This is a genomic window from Bradyrhizobium sp. HKCCYLRH3097 (assembly GCF_051167875.1).
Classification (GTDB): Bacteria; Pseudomonadota; Alphaproteobacteria; order Rhizobiales; family Xanthobacteraceae; genus Bradyrhizobium.
The window spans coordinates 397,570-416,506 of sequence record NZ_JBNPTX010000001.1 but is presented as its reverse complement, the minus strand read 5'-3'; the positions used below and the strand labels follow the sequence as shown (position 1 = coordinate 416,506).

Sequence of the window (18,937 nt, the reverse complement as noted above, 5' to 3'; positions counted from 1 at the left end):
ACTCGTGCGGAGATCAGAACCAGCGCTCGCCGACCTGGATGGTGTCGCCCGGCTTGAGCGAGGTGCCGAGCGGCACCTCGTAGCGCGCGGCCCCGGAAGCATCGGTGTGGGTCAGGGTGACGACGTCGCGCCGCGCCCGAGGCGAGAAGCCGCCGGCGATCGCGATCGCGCTCTCCACCGTCATGTTGGGCACGTAGGGGTATTGGCCGGGCGCCTGCACCTCGCCGAGGATGAAGAACGGGCGATAGGCTTCGATCTCGACGGCCACCGAGGGCTCGCGGATGTAGCCGTTGCGCAGCTTGGCGGTGATCTCGGCAGCGAGGCCGGCGGTGGTGCGGCCGCGCGCCGGCACGCTGCCGATCAGCGGCATCGTGATCGATCCGGACGCATCGATCGCATAGGTGTTGGTCAGGCCCTCCTGGCCGTAGACGACGACGCGCAGCTTGTCGCCGGCGTCGAGATGATAGGCGGAGTCGCGGCGCGCTGGCGCATAGCCGGCGGGAACGACATAGGCGCCTGCGCCGGTGGCGGCAGCGAACGAGTTGCGCAGCGCCGGGATCGCCCCGCCCTGCCCGGTGGCGGCAACCGGGCCGGTGGAAGGCGTTCCATAGGCCATCGCGTCGAGATCGCTCTGCGGCTGGACGGCAGCGACGGGGGAGATCGTCTGCATGCAGCCCGACAACAGGATCGCGGACAGGACGGCAATGACCGGAACAAACAACGCGCGCACTCGAACAATCCTTGAATGAGGATGTGCGCTAGTCATGCGCGGTTAAGGTTAACAAACCGTTGGCGCGTGTAGTCCCCGTCGCAAGCGGGCGACGGTCAAAGCCGCCCGAAAAAATCCCCCTCCCACGGCGTGGGAGAGGGATCCAATGTTCACCGTGATCGGGCGCGCTCAGCCTGCCTATGCGCTCACGCCGACTCCGATCGGGCACGCGACGCCCGTTCCGCCCAGGCCGCAATATCCGGCCGGATTCTTGGCCAGGTACTGCTGATGATAATCCTCGGCGAAATAGAACGGCCCTGCCGGGACGATCTCCGTCGTAATCGCTCCGAGCCCCTTGGCGCGCAGCGCCGACTCGTAGGCCGTCTTCGACGCCTCGGCCGCCTCGCGCTGCGCGTCGCTGAACGTGTAGATCGCCGAGCGATATTGCGTGCCGACGTCGTTGCCCTGACGCATGCCCTGGGTCGGGTCGTGGCTCTCCCAGAACGTCTTCAGGAGGCGCTCGTAGGACATGATCTTGGGATCGAACACCACCAGCACGACTTCCGTGTGCGCCGTCTGCCCCGAGCACACCTCCTCGTAGGTCGGGTTTGGCGTATGGCCTCCGGCATAGCCGACGGCGGTGACGTGGATGCCGTCACCGAGCTGCCAGAACTTGCGCTCCGCGCCCCAGAAGCAGCCGAGCCCGAACACGGCCTGCTCGAGGCCGTCCGGATAGGGCGGCAACAGGCGGCGACCGTTGACGAAATGCGTCGCGGCGGTGGGGATCGGCTGAGCGCGGCCGGGCAGCGCCTCGGCGGCAGACGGCATGACAGGGGCTTTGCGCATGAAGAACATGGGATGTCTCCGCTCATGGCCAGCGCCCGCGGGACGGCCCACGGCGCGATGACCTCTTGTCAGGGGAATATATAGGGCTCTACGGGTCCGGCAGTAGCGCTGTTACGCCGCGCCAGCGGTTCCCGCGCCGCGCTGCCAGCGGAATCCAAGACAGCTGCCGGCGCGGCGAGACGAACAGCCGCGCTCAGTCGCGCCCGTAGCCGATCAGCGGCTTGCGCGGCCGGAACAGCAGCATCAGCAGGATTCCGAGCAGGCCAAGCACCGCAAACACTGGCTGGTCCAAAAATACCTTGACGATCCACTCCCACAGGAACGGGGCCTTGGCCTCGATCCAGGCCTTGAAGGCGGCCTGGCTCGCCTGGTGGACGTCGTTCCAGAGCTGGCCGAAACGGGTGAACTGCAGGGTCTGGTCGGCCACCCAGCGCGCGCCGTCATAGACCAGGAAGATGAAGCTTCCGGCCAGCAGCAACAGCCCTACCAGACGGAAAAAACCGCGGATCATGCCTCACCTGCCCTCTCTCGCTCGCCCTTGCGGGCAGCAAGGCCATAGCGGGGGCCCCGCAGAAATTCAACCTCGTCAGGGGCTTAGAACCGGGTTTTGGTCGATTCCGGCCGCCGCGGGCCGCTCCGAGACCGTTGACGCTCGGCAGGGCTGCCCCTATAAGGTCGCCATTGGCGGTGGGCGCAATCCCGCCGCCGCTGTTCTTTGAGCAGCGCCGATCCGCCGAGCACCCGCTCCGGTCATGGCATTCTCAGAGAGGCGTCCGAACAACCCACCGCGTCGATGGGGCCGCGTCAAGCGGGCCGCGCGCGTACCCGCAAGAGCGGCGACTGCTCGCCGCCGAAGGATATTTGAGAGCATGGCCAACACGACTTCCGCGAAGAAGGCGACGCGCAAGATTGCCCGCCGCACCATCATCAACAAGTCGCGCCGCACCCAGATGCGCGGCGCGGTTCGCTCCGTCGAGGACGCGATCAAGAAGGGCGATCGCGACGCCGCGCTGAAGGCGATGGCCAATGCCGAGCCGCAGCTGATGCGCGCCGCGCAGCGCAACATCATTCACAAGAACAACGCGAGCCGCAAAGTGTCGCGCCTCACGCATCAGATCGCCAAGCTCGCGAAGTGACGCTGACGATCGGCTGACGAACTATCAAGATGCAAACAGCCCGGCTCGCGCCGGGCTTTTCTTTTGTACCATCTTCAATTGCGCGTTCGGCTGTCGCGCATCCCTCCATCGCTCGCCGCGCCTTCTCCATTTGATGGTCACATCTTGATGGTGATATCGCATCGCGAATACGATCTTCGCGCGTGGTGGAACCCGCGCGATGTCGTGCGCGCCTGACACATGTTCCGTCGGAACTACACGAAGTTCCGTATTTTTACGCAGTGACAATATTGTCTCATCTGAAACAGCTGCGAATCTGCGCGCCGCGCTTGCGCATCGATGTCAAGAGCGCGCGATGCGCCGCTCACTTTGCGCACCGCGCATCGCGGGAGTTACCCGCTTCGAGCAATCGCGAAAAACATCGTTTCGAAAATGACTTAAGTGCATAGCGCGACCAAGTGATTGGAAAAGCGGGTGAGGCCGGTCGAAACATAAAAAAATTATGAAGAAATTTTGGGCAGACGATGTTGTTTGTCACATCCGAGATTCCTCGCGATGATTCAAAACGTTGCTTTCTTAACGCGCAACACCGCGTCGCAACCGCTGCGAAGACTCGTAACGCGTGCTCCGATCTTATGGATTGCGAGTCCTGACGCATCGTGTATTTCTTTAATCACTCGCGGCGCCCACGATCTTGAGACCAGCGCGGTTTTAGAAACGGGGCGGACGTGCAAATCGGCGGCGGTGTGCGCGTTGGCGACGCTTTCCAAAGCGATGGCCGGATCTGTACCCATAGCAATATGGGGAACGATCGAACTTTGTCGAAATTTCTCGGGCGCAGCATCATCGTTGCGCCGCTTTGAACAAGAGAAATACGACATCGGTCGACCCGGCTGGAGCTCGTGGCGGCTTCGCTCACCGAGTGGACAAGTTGGACGGGGATGTACGGCGGTGCGGCTGAATCTTGGGGTTCGGGCGCGGCGGCATTGGGATGACAACTTGCCGTGAGCAATCACGGCAGGGCGGGGAGGTTGCATGTTTTACGGACACATTGCGAGCACACACTATAGGCTGGTTCCGGACAACGCACCCTTGGCGGTCAACACTGAAGTGATCGACATTTCCAGCCCGGCCATTGCCAGCACGGCGATCGGCCCTCCCGCGTCCATCGCGCATCTGAGTATGCGCTGACCTCGCGGAGAAGCTTCTTCCACCAGCATTGATGGCCCGACGGCGTCCACGCCGAACGGCGAGCCATGTCTGGAGTTGAGCCTCCGCTCGAGGTCTCGCTGCGGCACACGTGTCCTTTCACGGGACGTCTGCCCGGCGATCACACGACACCACCACTCAATTCGAAAAGTTGCGACTGCCATGACAAATTCGGAACAGGAACGCTGGTCTCGCGTGAAGGGTCGGCTGCGCTCGACCGTCGGCGAGGACGTCTATACGAGCTGGTTCGCGCGGATGGACCTCGAAGCCGTCCAGGACGAAAGCGTTCATCTGTCGGTGCCGACGCGTTTCCTGAAGAGCTGGATCCAGGCGCATTATGCCGAGCGCGTGCTGTCGTGCTGGCAGGCCGAGATGCCGGAGGTGCACCGTATCGATCTGTCCGTTCGCACCGCGATGCGCTGCGCGGCGCCGGTCAAGGAAGCTCCCGTCGCCGTCGAAGCCCGCCGCGCCGAACGCAACGACGCCAGGCCGGCGACCAGCGCCGACGCGCGAACGGCGTCGGCTGCGGCTTCGCTCGCCACAAGCCATGATGCGCTCGGCGGCTCGCCGCTCGATCCGCGGCTGACCTTCGCCAGCTTCGTCGTCGGCCGCGCCAACACGCTGGCCCATGCGGCGGCGCGCCAGGTCGCCGACGGTCGCCGCGGCGATCCCGTGATGTTCAACCCGCTCTACATCCATGCCGGTGTCGGGCTGGGCAAGACGCATCTGCTGCAGGCCGTGACCTGGGCCGGCAACGCCGGCGGCGAACGCAAGGTGCTGTACCTCACCGCCGAGAAATTCATGTACGGCTTCGTCGCAGCGCTGAAATCGCAGACGGCGCTGGCCTTCAAGGAGGCGCTGCGCGGCATCGACGTGCTGGTGATCGACGACCTGCAGTTCCTGCAGGGCAAATCCACCCAGGCGGAGTTCTGTCATACGCTGAATGCGCTGATCGACGCGGGGCGTCAGGTTGTGATCGCAGCCGACCGGCCGCCGTCCGACCTCGAAAGTCTCGATGATCGCGTCCGCTCGCGGCTTGCCGGCGGCCTCGTCGTCGAGATGGCAACTTTGGGCGAGGATCTGCGCCTCGGCATTCTCAAGTCGCGCGTCGCGGCGGCCCGCGCCCATCATGCGAGCTTCGACGTGCCGGAGCCGGTGCTCGACTATCTCGCCCGCTCCATCACCCATAACGGCCGCGATCTCGAGGGCGCGATCAACCGCCTGCTGGCGCATTCCAAGCTCAACAACCAGCCGGTCACGCTCGACATGGCCGAGCGCGAGGTGCGTGACCTGGTGCGGCCGCAGGAACCGAAGCGCATCAAGATCGAGGACATCCAGCGCGTCGTGGCGCGGCAGTACAACGTCAGCCGCTCCGACCTCCTGTCGTCGCGCCGCACCGCCAACGTGGTGCGCCCGCGCCAGGTCGCGATGTACCTCGCCAAGACGCTGACCCTGCGCTCGCTGCCCGAGATCGGCCGCCGCTTCGGCGGGCGCGACCACACCACCGTGCTGCATGCGGTGCGCAAGATCGAGGCGCTCGTCGGCAAGGACGTCGCGCTGAACGACGAAGTCGAGTCGCTGAAGCGCCAGTTGCAGGATTAGAGGGCACGCACGGCCAGGGGAGCGGACAGAAGGTTCGCCCCCAGCCGGGCCGTTGTCCCGGCCGTTCGACGCTGTCCTCGGACGTCATGCTCGGCCCCCGCCTCCGGGTCACGGAAGAGCCTGCCGAAACATGGGAAATCGGCTCCGCATCCCTTGCGCTTGAGCCCCATCCGCGCCACTTTACGCCTCCCCCTCACGCTCCTGGACGCTGGCCAAGCGCCGTTCGGGCGCGAGGTGCCATCGGCCGCGGCGCTGCTATAGCCCGCCGGCATTCCAGGACAAGCTCAGTTGGAACGGGCGGGTATAATACAATGAAGGTGACCGTCGAACGCGCACAGCTCCTGAAGTCGCTGGGCCACGTCCATCGTGTGGTCGAGCGCCGCAACACCATCCCGATCCTGGGCAATGTGCTGGTGCGCGCCGAGAATGCCCGGCTGTCGCTGCGCGCGACCGATCTCGATCTCGAAGTGACGGAAACCCTGGCTGCCGAGACCGCCACCGCGGGCTCGACCACAGTTCCGGCGCACATGTTCTACGACATCGTCCGCAAGCTGCCGGACGGCTCGCAGATCGTGCTGGAGAGCGACGGCGAGCGCGCGGTGCTCGCGATCCGCGCCGGCCGCTCCAAGTTCACCTTGCAGACGCTGCCGGAGAGCGACTTCCCGGATCTCGCCGCAGGCGACATGACGCATGCGTTCGGGGTTCCCGCCAAGGACATCAAGAGCCTGATCGACCGCACGCAGTTCGCGATCTCCACCGAGGAGACGCGCTATTACCTGAACGGCATCTATCTGCACGCCGGCGGCACCGCCAAGCAGCCGACCTTGCGCGCCGTCGCCACCGACGGTCACCGCCTCGCCCAGGTCGACCTGCCGCAGCCGGCCGGCGCCGCCGAGATGCCCGGCGTGATCGTGCCGCGCAAGACCGTCGGCGAGGTGCAGCGGCTGATCGAGGACAATGACAGCGAGATCAGGATCGAGCTGTCGCAGGGCAAGATCCGCTTCACCTTGGGGCAGGTGGTGCTGACTTCGAAGCTCATCGACGGCACCTTCCCGGATTACGGCCGCGTCATTCCGCAGAACAACGACAAGGAGCTGGTCGTCGACAAGGCCGATTTCGCCGCCGCCGTCGACCGCGTCTCCACCATTTCCTCCGAGCGCGGCCGCGCCGTGAAGCTGGCGCTGGCGCCCGGCAAGCTGGTGCTGTCGGTGACCAATCCGGATTCCGGCAGCGCGACCGAAGAGCTCGAGGTTGAATACGCCGCCGACGCGCTCGATATCGGCTTCAACTCGCGCTATCTGCTCGACATCGCTGCCCAGATCGAGGGCGAGGTCGCCGTGCTCCGGCTCGCCGATCCAGGCTCGCCGACATTGATCCAGGACCGCGACAACAGGAATGCGCTGTACGTGCTGATGCCGATGCGGGTGTGAGGCGAGACTTCTGCGAGATCGAGTTTAACCCGTCATGGCCGGGCTTGACCCGGCCATCCATCCTTACAAATGGCCTACTGGGTTTACATTCTCGCGAGCAAGCCGGGCGGCACGCTGTATGTCGGCGTGACCAATGATCTCGTCCGGCGCGTCTATGAGCACCGCGAAGGTCTCGCCGAGAGCTTTACGCGCCGCTATGGCATCGAGCGCCTCGTCTATTTCGAGGCGCATGAGACGATCGCCGCAGCATTGCAACGTGAGAAGAACATCAAGCACTGGTCACGCGAATGGAAGGGCGACTTGATCGTCGCAAACAATCCGGACTGGCGCGATCTATATGATGAAATGGTCCGCTGACGCGGACGATGGATTGCCGGGTCAAGCCCGGCAATGACAGAACTGGGCTTGCAACTCCACCCCATGACCCCCTCCCGCATCCACCGTCTCGCGCTGACGCATTTTCGCAGCTATCGCGCTGCCAGCGTCAGCGTGCAGGCGGACATGGTCGCGCTGGTCGGGGCCAACGGCGCCGGCAAGACCAATTGCCTGGAGGCGATCTCGTTCTTCGCGCCGGGCCGCGGCCTGCGCCGTGCCACCCTGGAGGACGTCGCCGACAACCAGGGCGACGGGTCGTGGGCGGTCTCGGCGGAGGTCGAAGGCGCGCTGGGGCTGACGACCTTCGGCACCGGCATCGAGCCGCCGCGCAGCGATGCGAGCACAACACGCCGCTGCCGCATCGACCGCGAACCGGTCGGCTCGGCGGCCGCCTTCGGCGATCACATCCGCATGGTGTGGCTGACGCCTTCGATGGACGGCCTGTTCATGGGCGCGGCCTCCGAGCGGCGGCGCTTCTTCGACCGCCTGGTGCTCGCGATCGACAGCGAACATTCGAGCCGGGTGTCGGCGCTGGAGCGCTCGTTGCGCTCGCGCAACCGGCTGCTCGAGGTCCGCAATTTCGACGATCATTGGTGTGACGCGATCGAGCGCGAGACCGCGGAGCTCGCGGTCGCCGTCGCCGCGAGCCGCGGCCAGACCGCGGTGAAGCTCGCCGCGATGCTGCGCCAGCGCGGCGCGGCGTCCGCCTTTCCATCTGCCGAGATCGCGCTCGACGGCTGGATGGAGAATGCGCTGCTGAGCGAGCCGGCCCTCGCCGTCGAGGACCGCTATCGCGCTGTCCTGCGCGACAATCGCGCGCGCGATGCCGCCGCCGGCCGCACGCTCGACGGTCCGCATCTCACCGATCTCCATGTCGTCTATGCGCCGAAGAGCATGCCGGCGCGCGACGCGTCGACCGGCGAGCAGAAGGCGCTGCTGATCGGCCTCATCCTTGCGCATGCGACCTTGGTCGCCGAAACCACCGGCATCGTGCCGATGCTGCTGCTCGACGAGATCGTCGCCCATCTAGATCCCGGCCGCCGCACCGCTTTGTTCGCCGAGCTCGGCACGCTCGGTGCCCAGGTATGGCTGACCGGCGCCGATCCCGCGGCGTTTGCCGAACTACGCGAGCTCGGCGAGATCTTCGACGTCGAGGCGGGGCGGATCAGCGCGCGGCGGTAGCTCATTCCGCCGTTGAACCTATCAGTTCGCCGGCTCGACTAGTTGTCGTTGGATGGCACGCCGGCGCCAACCGCTCTCCTCCAGCGCCCGAGGGCACAAGCGCCCCGAACTCGAAATCCCGGAGATCGATGATGTCAGAGCTTTGGCAGCAGGCCATCGCCGCGCCGCGGCTGCGTCGGTTTGCGTGCGGGCTGTTGCTGCTCGCGAGCTGTGCCGGACCTGCGCGCGCCGACGACGCCATCGTCGACGTCCACGCGCTGCCGCGGCTCGAGGGTGCGGTGGAAGACACGTCGCATCCCGATCGCTACCGCGCCATCTATCGTCTGCCGGCGCCTGTCGCAGCGGCCAATGCCGCCACGCAGCAGTTGCTCGGCGCCGACGGCTGGGTGCGCTATGTCAGGCCGCTCGAAGAGCGCAATCCGACGCTCAGCTACAAGAAGGACAAGCAGGGGCTCCTGGTCTTCTTCACAGGCAGCGCCGGCCGCGCCGGGCAGTCGGAGGTGACCTACTCGCCGCAGCGGATCTACGCCAATTTGCCGTTCCCCGATGGCGCTGCTGACATCGTGTTCGACGAGACGCGGCCTTATCTGTCATGCATCGCGCCGATGACGCTGGATGCGGCGCTGACCTTGTTCCGCAAGGAGATGTCCGCCCTCGGCTGGCAGCCGCTGACGGCCGAGGCCGCCGCGCGCTGGCCCAATGCCGATCTGGGCGAGACCGCGCCGGGCGGCGTGCGCGCCTTCTACGGCCATGACGACGGCGACGGTTATCGCCGGCAGAATCCGGTGATGCTGACGCTGACCCGGCGCGACGACGGCCGGACCCATGTCGAGATCCGGATCGCGCCATTCGCGCTACCCTCCACCCTCGAAGCCGGCGACGACCACGCCGGCCTGCCGATGCCGAAGCCGACCAAGTGGTCGCAAAGCCTCGGCAGCGCGGCCTCGTCGAGCCGCCAGGCCAATGGCGCCGTCATCGCCGAGCTGCCGGCCGTGCTCGCCTTCTACACGCGGGAGATCCCCGCGCGCGGCTGGCGGATCGAGACGGCCGGTCCGGGAACGCCGGACGAGGTCACGCTCAAGGTCGTCGCGCCCGAGGACAACGGGACGCTGAAGCTGTCCCGCAAGTACGATCTCACCATGGTCGAGCTGTCGATGCGCACCACCGAAGCCGCCCTGGCCGCCCGCGCCAAGGCGAAGAAGGACGCCGACGACAGGTTCATGGCGGATGCCGCCGCGATGGCCAAGCAGGTGATCGCCGCCGACGAGGCGCGCCGCGCCGTGCAGGCCGGCGCCATGTCGGATGCGCCCGTGAAGCCGCTGGCCGGCAATCCGGCGCCGATCGCGCTGCCCGAGACCGCCGAGGCCGTGAGCTTCGATGGCGACCGGGGACAGCTCGCGTTCAAGTCGGCTTCGTCGGTGAAGACACTCGCCGGCTTCTTCCGTTCCACGTTGAAGACGGCCGGCTGGAAGGAGGCGCCGACCGTGATCGACAATCCGACCATGGCGCGCCTGGAGTTCTCGGCGAAGGGCAAGTCGGTGGCGTTCACGATCATGCAGATGGGCCCCAAGGTGAGCGTCACGGCCGACGGCACCGGCCTGCTCGCCGCCGCCAGGCCTTCGGCCGCGGCCCGACCGGCCAAGGACGCGACGCCGCTCGAGGCCGATCCCGGCTCGGCGCTGCCGGTGCCGAAGCAGCACAGCGCGACCGCGCTGTCGCGGTCCAGGGCGCCGGGAATGGACACGCCGCTGCGGCTGGAGCTGGAGGCCAGCGTCCCGGCCGAGCTCGGTGCCGTCACGGCCTTCTACCGCGCCGAGCTGACCAGGCTCGGCTGGCGGGAGAAGCCCGAGGACGCGCAGGCCAGCCCCGATCGGGTCCGGCTCACCTTTACCTCGTCGCAGGGACCCGCCGTGCTCACGCTCGGGCGCGCCAAAGGCGAGACCTCGGTCAACCTGGTGCAAAGGAATGCAGAAGCGGCGGCCAAGGCCGGCATCCTGCCGAAGCCTGGCCGGGCCAAGCTGATGCTCGGCAATATCGGCGACACCGACGCCGTGCTGACCATCAACGGGCAGACGATCGGGATCGCGGCCGGCACCGGCAGCCCGCAATCGCCCAACGGCCCGCTGCTCGACCTGCCGCCAGGCAAGCACCGCTACGAGCTGAAGATCGCCCGCCGGCCCGCCGTGATCGACACGCTGGAGCTCGCCGCCGGCGATGCCTGGGGCCTCATGGTTGGCCCGGGTGGCACCGCCCTGCCGCTCCCGCTCTACTGAGGCGGCACCTGCCGCGTCACGCGTGACTCGTGCCCTGAATCGCACGCGAAAGCGCCCCGCCGCACGCCTCAAAACCAGCCACGGGAATGGCCTGAATCCGGCTTTCGGAGGGGACGAAAACGACCCTCGCCAGGCCTTGAAAAACCGTTAAAAAGCGCTATCTCTTCAATGTCTTACGACGGGCCACTTTGCGCTAGGCGCGTGGCTCCTTTCGTGAGAGAAAGAGCGCTCTCGGCATGCGATCTGCAATGCCGATTCGACCACCCCTTCCGAAGGCCCCACATGACCGAACCCGCCCGGCAAACCATCGCCGACAACGAGCCTGCAACCGCGAACGAATACGGCGCAGAATCGATCCGGGTGTTGAAGGGCCTGGATGCCGTGCGCAAGCGCCCGGGCATGTATATCGGCGATACCGATGACGGCTCCGGCCTGCATCACATGGTCTACGAAGTCGTCGACAACGCGATCGACGAGGCGCTGGCTGGTCACGCCACTGCGGTCGAGGTGGTGCTCAATCCGGACAATTCGGTCACCGTGCGCGACGACGGCCGCGGCATTCCCGTGGACATTCACAAGGGCGAAGGTGTGTCCGCCGCCGAAGTCATCATGACCCAGCTGCACGCCGGCGGAAAGTTCGACCAGAACTCCTACAAGGTGTCCGGCGGACTGCACGGCGTCGGCGTCTCCGTCGTCAACGCGCTGTCGAGCAAGCTGCAGCTTCGGGTCTGGCGCGACGACAAGGAGCATCTCATCGAGTTCGCCCATGGCGACGCGATTGCGCCGCTGAAAGTGGTCGGCGAGGCCAAGGGCAAGCGCGGCACCGAGGTGACGTTCCTGGCCTCGACGGAGACCTTCAAGAACGTCGAATACGACTACGCGACGCTCGAGCATCGCCTGCGCGAGCTCGCCTTCCTCAATTCCGGCGTCAACATCGTGCTCTCCGACATGCGCCACGCGGTCGAGAAGCGCGAGGAGATGCATTACGACGGCGGCGTCGAGGAGTTCGTCAAATATCTCGACCGCAACAAGAAGGCGATCGTTCCGGCGCCGATCATGGTGCGCTCGGAGGTCAACGGCATCACGGTGGAAGCTGCGCTGTGGTGGAACGACAGCTATCATGAGAACGTGCTGTGCTTCACCAACAACATCCCGCAGCGTGACGGCGGCACCCATCTCGCCGGCTTCCGCGGCGCGCTGACGCGCCAGGTCAACGGCTACGCCGAGGCCAATGCGAAGAAGGAGAAGATCGCGCTGACCGGCGACGACTGTCGCGAGGGTCTCACCGCCGTCCTTTCCGTGAAGGTGCCGGATCCGAAATTCTCGTCGCAGACCAAGGACAAGCTGGTGTCCTCGGAAGTGCGTCCCGTGGTCGAGAACGTTCTGAACGAGGCGCTCGCCGCCTGGTTCGAGGAGCATCCTGGCGAGGCCAAGACCATCGTCGGCAAGGTGATCCAGGCCGCGGCGGCACGCGAGGCCGCGCGCAAGGCGCGCGAGCTGACCCGCAAGAGCCCGCTCAGCGTCTCCTCGCTGCCCGGCAAGCTCGCCGACTGCCAGGAGAAGGATCCGGCCAAGTCCGAGCTGTTCATCGTCGAGGGTGACTCGGCCGGCGGCAGCGCCAAGCAGGGCCGCAACCGCGAGTTCCAGGCGGTGCTGCCGCTGCGCGGCAAGATCCTCAATGTCGAGCGCGTGCGCCCCGACAAGATGCTGTCGAGCGAGCAGATCGGCACCCTGATCACCGCGCTCGGCACCGGCATCAGCGACGAGTTCTCGATCGACAAGCTGCGCTATCACAAGATCATCGTGATGACGGACGCCGACGTCGACGGCGCCCACATCCGCACGCTGCTGCTGACCTTCTTCTACCGGCAGATGCGCGAGATCATCGATCGCGGCCACCTCTACATCGCCCAGCCGCCGCTCTACAAAGTCACGCGCGGCAAGTCCGAGCAGTATTTGAAGGACGAGCGCGCGCTCGAGGACTATTTGATCGGCACCGGCCTCGACGATTGCGTGTTCAAGACGGCGGAAGGCGAGGAGCGCAAGGGGCGTGACCTCCTGGCGCTGGTCGAGGAAGCGCGTCTCGTCCGCAACATCCTGCGCAACCTGCACACGCGCTACGACCGCAAGGTCGTCGAGCAGGCCGCGATCGCCGGCGTGCTGCGCCCGGACATCACCCGCGACATCCCGACGGCGGACGCCGCGGCCGCCTACATCGCAAAACGGCTCGACGTGCTGGCCGACGAGGTCGAGCGCGGCTGGATCGGCCACTTCGTCGAGGGCCAGGGCTTCACCTTCGAGCGCACCGTGCGGGGCGTCAAGGACGTCGCCGTCATCGACGACGCATTGCTCGCGTCCGTCGATGCCCGCAAGCTGGACGAATATGCGGCCCGCCTGCAAGAGGCCTATGCGAAGCCCGGCGCCTTGCGCCGTGGCGACGTCCAGACCGTGATCCATGGCCCGGTCGATTTGTTCGAGGCGGTCACCGATGCCGGCCGCAAGGGCATCAACATGCAGCGTTACAAAGGCCTCGGCGAGATGAACCCGCAACAGCTCTGGGAGACCACGCTCGACACCGAGGCCCGTACGCTGCTCCAGGTGAAGGTCAAGGAGGTCGACGAGGCCGACGACATCTTCACCAAGCTGATGGGTGACGTGGTCGAGCCGCGCCGCGAGTTCATCCAGGACAACTCGCTGTCGGCCAACGTGGACGTGTAGTCGCGACGTCCAGCCCGAGTCTACCTCGCACTGGCGCGATAGACGGCCAGGCGCACCCTGAGTCTGCGGAGCAGTGGCCTGCCCGTGCCTTCCGTGTTAATTCCGTTGAAGATCGATGTTCCGCTTTCGCCGGTCCCCGGGCGAATCACCATCTCAGAACGGACTTTTCGCGCATGGCGCCCATTCAATACATCGTCGAGGGCGGTCACCGGCTCAAGGGCGCGATCGAGCCGTCCGGCAACAAGAACGCCGCGCTGCCGATCATCGCCGCCGCGCTGCTGACCGAGCATCCGGTCACGCTCGACAACGTGCCGCGCATCCGCGACACCGAGACGCTGGTCGAGCTGGTGCGCTCGGTCGGCGCCTCCGCCGAATGGCGCGGCCGGAACAGGCTCACGATCCATGCCAAGGAGATCCGCGCCGCGGACCTCGATCCGGACCTCTGCGCGCGCATCCGCGCGTCGATCCTGCTGGCAGGGCCCCTGCTCGCCCGCTGCGGCGAAGTGGCGCTGCCGCCGCCAGGCGGCGACGTCATCGGCCGCCGCCGCCTCGACACGCATTTCCTCGCCTTCGAGCAGCTCGGCGCCACCGTCACCGCAACCGACAAGATCGAGCTGCGCGCCTCCGGCCTCAAGGGCGCCGACGTCTTCCTGGACGAGCCCAGTGTCACCGCGACCGAGAACGCGCTGGTGGCCGCGGTGGCCGCCCACGGCACGACTTACTTGCGCAACGCGGCCTCGGAGCCGCACGTGCAGGACCTCGCGCATTTCCTGGTCGCGCTCGGGGCCAACATCGAGGGCATCGGCACCAACACGATGGTGATCCATGGCGCCAGCACGCTGGGCCAGGCGAGCTACTCGATCCAGCCCGATCACATCGAGGTCGGCTCGCTGATCGGCCTTGCCGCCGTGACTCGCTCTCCCTTACGCATCGTGCGCGCCGGCACCGAGCATCTCCGCTCGATCCGCATGGGCTTCGAGCGGCTCGGCATCGTCTGCGAGGTTGCCGGCGACGATCTCATCGTGCCCTCGGAGCAGACGCTGCGGATCAAGGACGATTTCGGCGGCCACGTGCCGAAGCTGGAGGACCAGCCCTGGCCGGCCTTTCCCGCCGACCTGATGTCGATCGCGCTCGTCACCGCCACGCAATGCGAGGGCGTGATCCTGATGTTCGAGAAGATGTTCGAATCGCGGATGTTCTTCGTCGACAAGCTGATCTCGATGGGCGCGCGCATCGTGCTGTGCGACCCGCACCGCGCCATCGTCGCCGGCCCGAGCCGCCTGCGCGGCGCCCGCGTCGTGTCGCCCGACATCCGCGCCGGCATGGCCATGCTGCTGGCCGCGCTCTGCGCCGAGGGGACCTCGTATATCGACAACGCCGACCAGATCGAACGCGGCTACGAACGCATCGACGAGCGGCTGAATGCGCTGGGCGCCAAGATCACGCGCGTGCCGGAACGCGGACGGTAGCGCTATTCACGCCCATCTCCCCTCCGTCATTGCGAGCGAAGCGAAGCAATCCAGAGTCCTTGCCCGCCGCTGGATTGCTTCGCTCCGCTCGCAATGACGCGCTGATGGACCGAGGACCAAACACGACACGCGAGGCTCAGGGCACATGACAATCAGCGAGATCACTCCAGATGTCGACCGTGACCGATGGCTCGCCGGTGCTGACTTCGCCGATGCCTTCCGCATCACGATCGACGGCGCGGTCCTCGATGCCCGCACCGCGGCCGAACGCATGCTCGGCCATACGCCTTGGTGGATGGCCGCTCTCCTGAAACTCCGCAATGGGCTGGTCCGGCCGTTCGGCTTGAAGACCTCGGGCGCGGACGCACGCCGTCCGAGCCCCATGATCGGGATTTTCCCGGTGATCAACGAAACGCCAAAGCAACTCGTGCTCGGCTTCGACGACAAGCATCTGGATTTTCGTGTCCTGGTCGACGTGGTCTCTCATCGCGCGACCACGCAAGTAACAGCGAGCACCCTGGTGCAGACCCACAACGCTCTCGGCCGCGTCTATCTCGCCGTGATAAAGCCGTTTCACCGCCTCGTCGTGAAGGCGATGCTCCGGCAGGTCGCAACGGCCGCCTGATTCCGCGCAAGTCTTCGACCCGCTGCCGCGCCGGCTCTCCGTCCCCAGATTGAATACTCCGCAAGCAATGACGGAGAACGCATCGGACCGCGCGGCAGCCCAGCCGAGCCACCACGTTGCGTCTTGCCGGTTTTCAGAATTTTTCGCTTGCTTCTATTTCGAAAATCAGAAACAATGCACCCGTCCCGTCCTCATGAGAGGGGCGCTTCGCGATCGTCACGGACCGTTGAGGGTGGGATGCGATGGATGCGGCGGCTCACAACGCGCACTCAGGTTCTCTTGAGGCTGGCGCGTGGACGAAGGGGCTGTCGCATACGGCGAAATCGTATGGTCCTGGCCTCCCGATGCTGAGGTCAAGCCGGCGGGCGATCCGCAAGGTGACGGGGGCAAACAAGCCCGGTCCCCGGGGAGAGTACGTATAAGCCGTTCCAACCATGGCGCAGGGAAGGCCGGATGTGCGGCCCACCTGTGGTGACTGCCGCCTGCTACTTCTTTTGCAGGCGGCCCATGGGTGTGGTCAAGCACCCGGCCTTCCCTGCCCCTCTTCCTGTTCGAGGGGAGCAAATCGAGCCTCACCCGGGCACGCCGTGTCGCGGGAACGTGTGTGGCCGTCCGATCCGATCTGGTTCGGCACGAGAGCAGTCCGCGATGGCCGACGTCGTGAACCCAAGCTCCAACGATGATGTTGCCGCGACGCTCGCATCTCGCACGGCCCATGACGACGACGGCGTGATGTGCACGACACTGCGGGGACTGCTATAGCCTCGATCATGACCTTCACAGCCGGAACGGACCACGCGCCGCCGCCGGCGGCGCCGACACCTTCTCTCGCGCTCGAACTCTGGGAGACGGTCCGCCTCGCCGCGCCGATGGCGCTGACGCAGCTGTCGCAGATCGCGATGATGTCGACCGATCTCGCCTTCATCGGCCGGCTCGGCGGCGATGCCGTTGCAGCGGCGGCGTTAGCGGGCACCGTCTACTTCGTCGGCTCGACCTTCGGCATGGGTCTGATGTCGGCGGTGGCACCGCTCGCCGCACAGGCGTTCGGCGCGGCCGATGCCGGGCTGGTCCGGCGCGCGCTGCGTGTCGGGCTGTGGGCCGGGCTGTTCATCGCGTTGCCGATCATGCTGATCGCGCTGAACGGCGAGGCCATCCTGCTTGCGCTGGGACAGGCGCCGGGCGTGGCGCATCTCGCGCAAGACTATCTCGCGGGTCTCGCCTGGGGGATCGCGCCGATGCTGTGGTTCCTGGCGCTGCGCAGCTTCATGGGCGCCGTCAACCGCCCTGAGCCGGTGCTTTGGATCACCCTGGCCGCGATCCCGCTCAACGCGCTGCTGGTCTATCCGCTGCTCTACGGCCACTGGGGTTTTCCGCAGCTCGGCCTGACCGGCGTCGGCCTCGCCACCTCGACCGTCAACCTCGGAACGTTTCTTGCCGGTCTGTGGTTCGCCGCGTTGCGCCCGCCGTTCCGCGACTATCATGTCCTGGCCCGGCTCGGGCGCATCGACTGGCGGCTGATGCGGCAGCTCCTGATCATCGGCGCTCCGATCTCGCTGTCGTTCCTGCTCGAATATGGCCTGTTCTCGGCGGCGGCGATCCTGATGGGACTGATCAGCACGGCCGCGCTCGCCGCGCATCAGATCGCGCTGCAGATCACGGCGATCCTGTTCATGGTGCCGTTCGGCATCAGCATGGCTGCGACCGTGCGCGTCGGCCACGCCGCTGGACGTAACGATGCGGCCGGTGTCCGTCGCGCCGGACTGATGGCAATGTCGCTCGGCCTAGGTCTCGCAATGCTGTTCACGCTCGGCATCGTCATTGCCCGCTATGACATCGTGCAGCAGTTCCTCGGCGCCGGCATCGCCGATGCGGAAGCGACGGCGGCGCTCGCCGCGATGCTGCTTCTGATCGGCACGACCTTCTTCATCACCGATGCGCTGCAAACGATCGCGGTCGGCGCGCTGCGCGGCATCAAGGACACGCGCATCCCGCTGCTGCTCGCCGTGCTCGGCTACTGGCTGATCGGCTTTCCCGCCTCCTATGCACTCGCCTTCCACACCGCGCTCGGCGCGACCGGGATCTGGATCGGCCTGTCGATCGGCACCGCCATCTATGCAGCCCTGCTGGTGCTGCGCTTCCTGCGGTTGTCGCGATGAGGAGATCAGGCCCCCGCTGTATCCGGCGTCTCGTCGCGCTCCGGTGGATGCGGCTTCCCGGTCGACGCTCCCGCCCATTCGGCAACGACGCGCTCGAGATCGATCAGGTTCTGGCGCATCTGCTCCAGCGAGAAGCCGAGCGCGAAGAAGCGCTCGGCGGCGTCACCCGGCAGGCCCCGCGTGAGACCGTCGCTGCGGACGGCGGCGACCTCTTCCGCATAGGCCTTCACCGCGACGTGGATCGGCCAGATCGCCGGCGGGCCGGAACCGTTGCGGATGGCCGCGGCACAGCCGCGCAGATAGCTCGCGATGGCATCGCTGACGCGCGCCACCGGTCCCGACAAGCGCGCCTGCAGCTCGGATGGCAGCGGCACTACGCTGGCACGGCCGATCATCACGACGTCGTGGCGCAGGCGCAGGATCGTCCGCAGCAGCGGGCCGGTATCGGCGCCGGAGGACAGCCGCGCCGAGCGCTCCCGCTCGGCCTCCGCTCCTGTCGCATTCAATTCGGTGAGCGCGGTACCGATGCCGTCCTGGATCCGATGCAGCGCGTCGTTGTCGCGGCCGCGCGACAGGCCGGCCAGCAGCTCGGTGAAGGCGGCTGCGATCAGTTCGAGCAGACGCCCCGCCGCGCTACGCATCTGCACATGCGCGCGCGACGGCAGCACGATGAACGAAACGGCGAGCCCGGTCAGCGCGCCGACCGCGACCTCGAACACACGGTCGATCGCCGATCCCAGCGGATCGAGATGGCCCATCGTGGGCACCAGCAGCACGATCACGGCCGTCACCGTCGCCGCGTTGAGACTTGGATTGATCGCGGCGATGAAGGCGAGCGGCGTCACCGCCAGGATCAGCATGCCGAGCAGTTGCAGCTCGCCCGAATGCGGGATGAAGACCGTGATGGCGCCGCCATAGATCGCACCGCCGATGGTACCGAACATGTAGTCGCGCGTTGCCTTCAACGAGCGCCCGACGCTGCCTTGCGTCACGATCAGCGAGGTCAGCACCGCCCACAGCGGCAGCTTCAGGTGGAAGGCCGTGGCGATCGCGAAGGCAAGCGTCGCCGCCACCGTGCCGCGGACCGCCAGCGACATCGGCGCCTTGCGGGCGCGCAACCGGCCGAACAGCCGTTTCAAGGACACCATCAGTCGCTCACCTCGAAAAGCACCAGCGCGATCGCGGCATGGCAGCTCCCCACCGGGCCGAACCGGCTTGAAAGGCGGAA

15 protein-coding genes are annotated in these 18,937 nt (G+C 66.5%); 10 read left to right on the top strand and 5 right to left on the bottom strand.

The genetic code is table 11. From position 1 onward, the window contains the following. Positions 1 to 13: 13 nt before the first annotated feature. From ACQR0U_RS01930 to ACQR0U_RS01920, 3 genes are all read right to left on the bottom strand, one after another. Entirely contained in the window at positions 14 to 730 is a 717-nt protein-coding gene (locus ACQR0U_RS01930; protein ID WP_315715029.1) for a polysaccharide biosynthesis/export family protein, read from the bottom strand. 177 nt (positions 731 to 907) lie between these two features. Beyond that, a complete protein-coding gene (gene msrA / locus ACQR0U_RS01925) occupies positions 908 to 1,564 on the bottom strand; it encodes a peptide-methionine (S)-S-oxide reductase MsrA (protein ID WP_315751818.1) in 657 nt (218 codons plus the stop codon). Positions 1,565 to 1,748: 184 nt separating this feature from the next. Next, complete coding sequence (locus ACQR0U_RS01920) at positions 1,749 to 2,066, bottom strand: hypothetical protein (RefSeq protein ID WP_315715027.1); 318 nt, start codon at positions 2,064 to 2,066, stop codon at positions 1,749 to 1,751. 358 nt (positions 2,067 to 2,424) lie between these two features. Here ACQR0U_RS01920 and rpsT point away from each other — a divergent pair, with 358 nt between their 5' ends. Next, positions 2,425 to 2,691 (top strand): 30S ribosomal protein S20, encoded by a 267-nt coding sequence (gene rpsT, locus ACQR0U_RS01915; protein ID WP_315715026.1) that lies wholly within the window; start codon positions 2,425 to 2,427, stop codon positions 2,689 to 2,691. Positions 2,692 to 3,230: 539 nt separating this feature from the next. Here the strand turns inward: rpsT and ACQR0U_RS01910 are convergent. Then, the gene (locus ACQR0U_RS01910) at positions 3,231 to 3,551 is read right to left on the bottom strand and encodes a hypothetical protein (RefSeq protein ID WP_315715025.1); all 321 of its coding nucleotides are present in this window, start codon (positions 3,549 to 3,551) and stop codon (positions 3,231 to 3,233) included. Between the two features lie 490 nt (positions 3,552 to 4,041). Here ACQR0U_RS01910 and dnaA point away from each other — a divergent pair, with 490 nt between their 5' ends. The 9 genes from dnaA (at position 4,042) to ACQR0U_RS01865 (ending at position 17,709) form a co-directional block, all read left to right on the top strand. Beyond that, positions 4,042 to 5,481 carry a chromosomal replication initiator protein DnaA gene (dnaA, locus tag ACQR0U_RS01905; protein WP_315715023.1) on the top strand — a complete coding sequence of 480 codons (1,440 nt, stop codon included), beginning with the start codon at positions 4,042 to 4,044 and terminating at the stop codon, positions 5,479 to 5,481. A gap of 311 nt (positions 5,482 to 5,792) precedes the next feature. Beyond that, a complete protein-coding gene (gene dnaN / locus ACQR0U_RS01900) occupies positions 5,793 to 6,911 on the top strand; it encodes a DNA polymerase III subunit beta (RefSeq protein ID WP_315751817.1) in 1,119 nt (372 codons plus the stop codon). 69 nt (positions 6,912 to 6,980) lie between these two features. Continuing rightward, complete coding sequence (locus ACQR0U_RS01895) at positions 6,981 to 7,268, top strand: GIY-YIG nuclease family protein (RefSeq protein WP_434842506.1); 288 nt, start codon at positions 6,981 to 6,983, stop codon at positions 7,266 to 7,268. A gap of 63 nt (positions 7,269 to 7,331) precedes the next feature. After that, complete coding sequence (gene recF, locus ACQR0U_RS01890) at positions 7,332 to 8,468, top strand: DNA replication/repair protein RecF (protein WP_434842505.1); 1,137 nt, start codon at positions 7,332 to 7,334, stop codon at positions 8,466 to 8,468. A gap of 131 nt (positions 8,469 to 8,599) precedes the next feature. Then, positions 8,600 to 10,741 carry a hypothetical protein gene (locus ACQR0U_RS01885; RefSeq protein WP_434872073.1) on the top strand — a complete coding sequence of 714 codons (2,142 nt, stop codon included), beginning with the start codon at positions 8,600 to 8,602 and terminating at the stop codon, positions 10,739 to 10,741. A 282-nt stretch (positions 10,742 to 11,023) separates the two neighbouring features. Beyond that, positions 11,024 to 13,459: a DNA topoisomerase (ATP-hydrolyzing) subunit B gene (gene gyrB / locus ACQR0U_RS01880; RefSeq protein ID WP_315751813.1), complete on the top strand. Its 2,436-nt coding sequence runs from the start codon at positions 11,024 to 11,026 to the stop codon at positions 13,457 to 13,459. 173 nt (positions 13,460 to 13,632) lie between these two features. After that, on the top strand, positions 13,633 to 14,928 hold the full coding sequence (gene murA / locus ACQR0U_RS01875; RefSeq protein WP_315715017.1) for a UDP-N-acetylglucosamine 1-carboxyvinyltransferase: 1,296 nt from the start codon (positions 13,633 to 13,635) through the stop codon (positions 14,926 to 14,928). A 145-nt stretch (positions 14,929 to 15,073) separates the two neighbouring features. Beyond that, entirely contained in the window at positions 15,074 to 15,553 is a 480-nt protein-coding gene (locus ACQR0U_RS01870; protein WP_316166337.1) for a DUF2867 domain-containing protein, read from the top strand. 770 nt (positions 15,554 to 16,323) lie between these two features. Next, positions 16,324 to 17,709 (top strand): MATE family efflux transporter, encoded by a 1,386-nt coding sequence (locus ACQR0U_RS01865; protein ID WP_434872072.1) that lies wholly within the window; start codon positions 16,324 to 16,326, stop codon positions 17,707 to 17,709. A 5-nt stretch (positions 17,710 to 17,714) separates the two neighbouring features. Here the strand turns inward: ACQR0U_RS01865 and ACQR0U_RS01860 are convergent, their stop codons facing one another. Continuing rightward, positions 17,715 to 18,857: an FUSC family protein gene (locus tag ACQR0U_RS01860; protein ID WP_434872071.1), complete on the bottom strand. Its 1,143-nt coding sequence runs from the start codon at positions 18,855 to 18,857 to the stop codon at positions 17,715 to 17,717. Positions 18,858 to 18,937 lie beyond the last annotated feature (80 nt).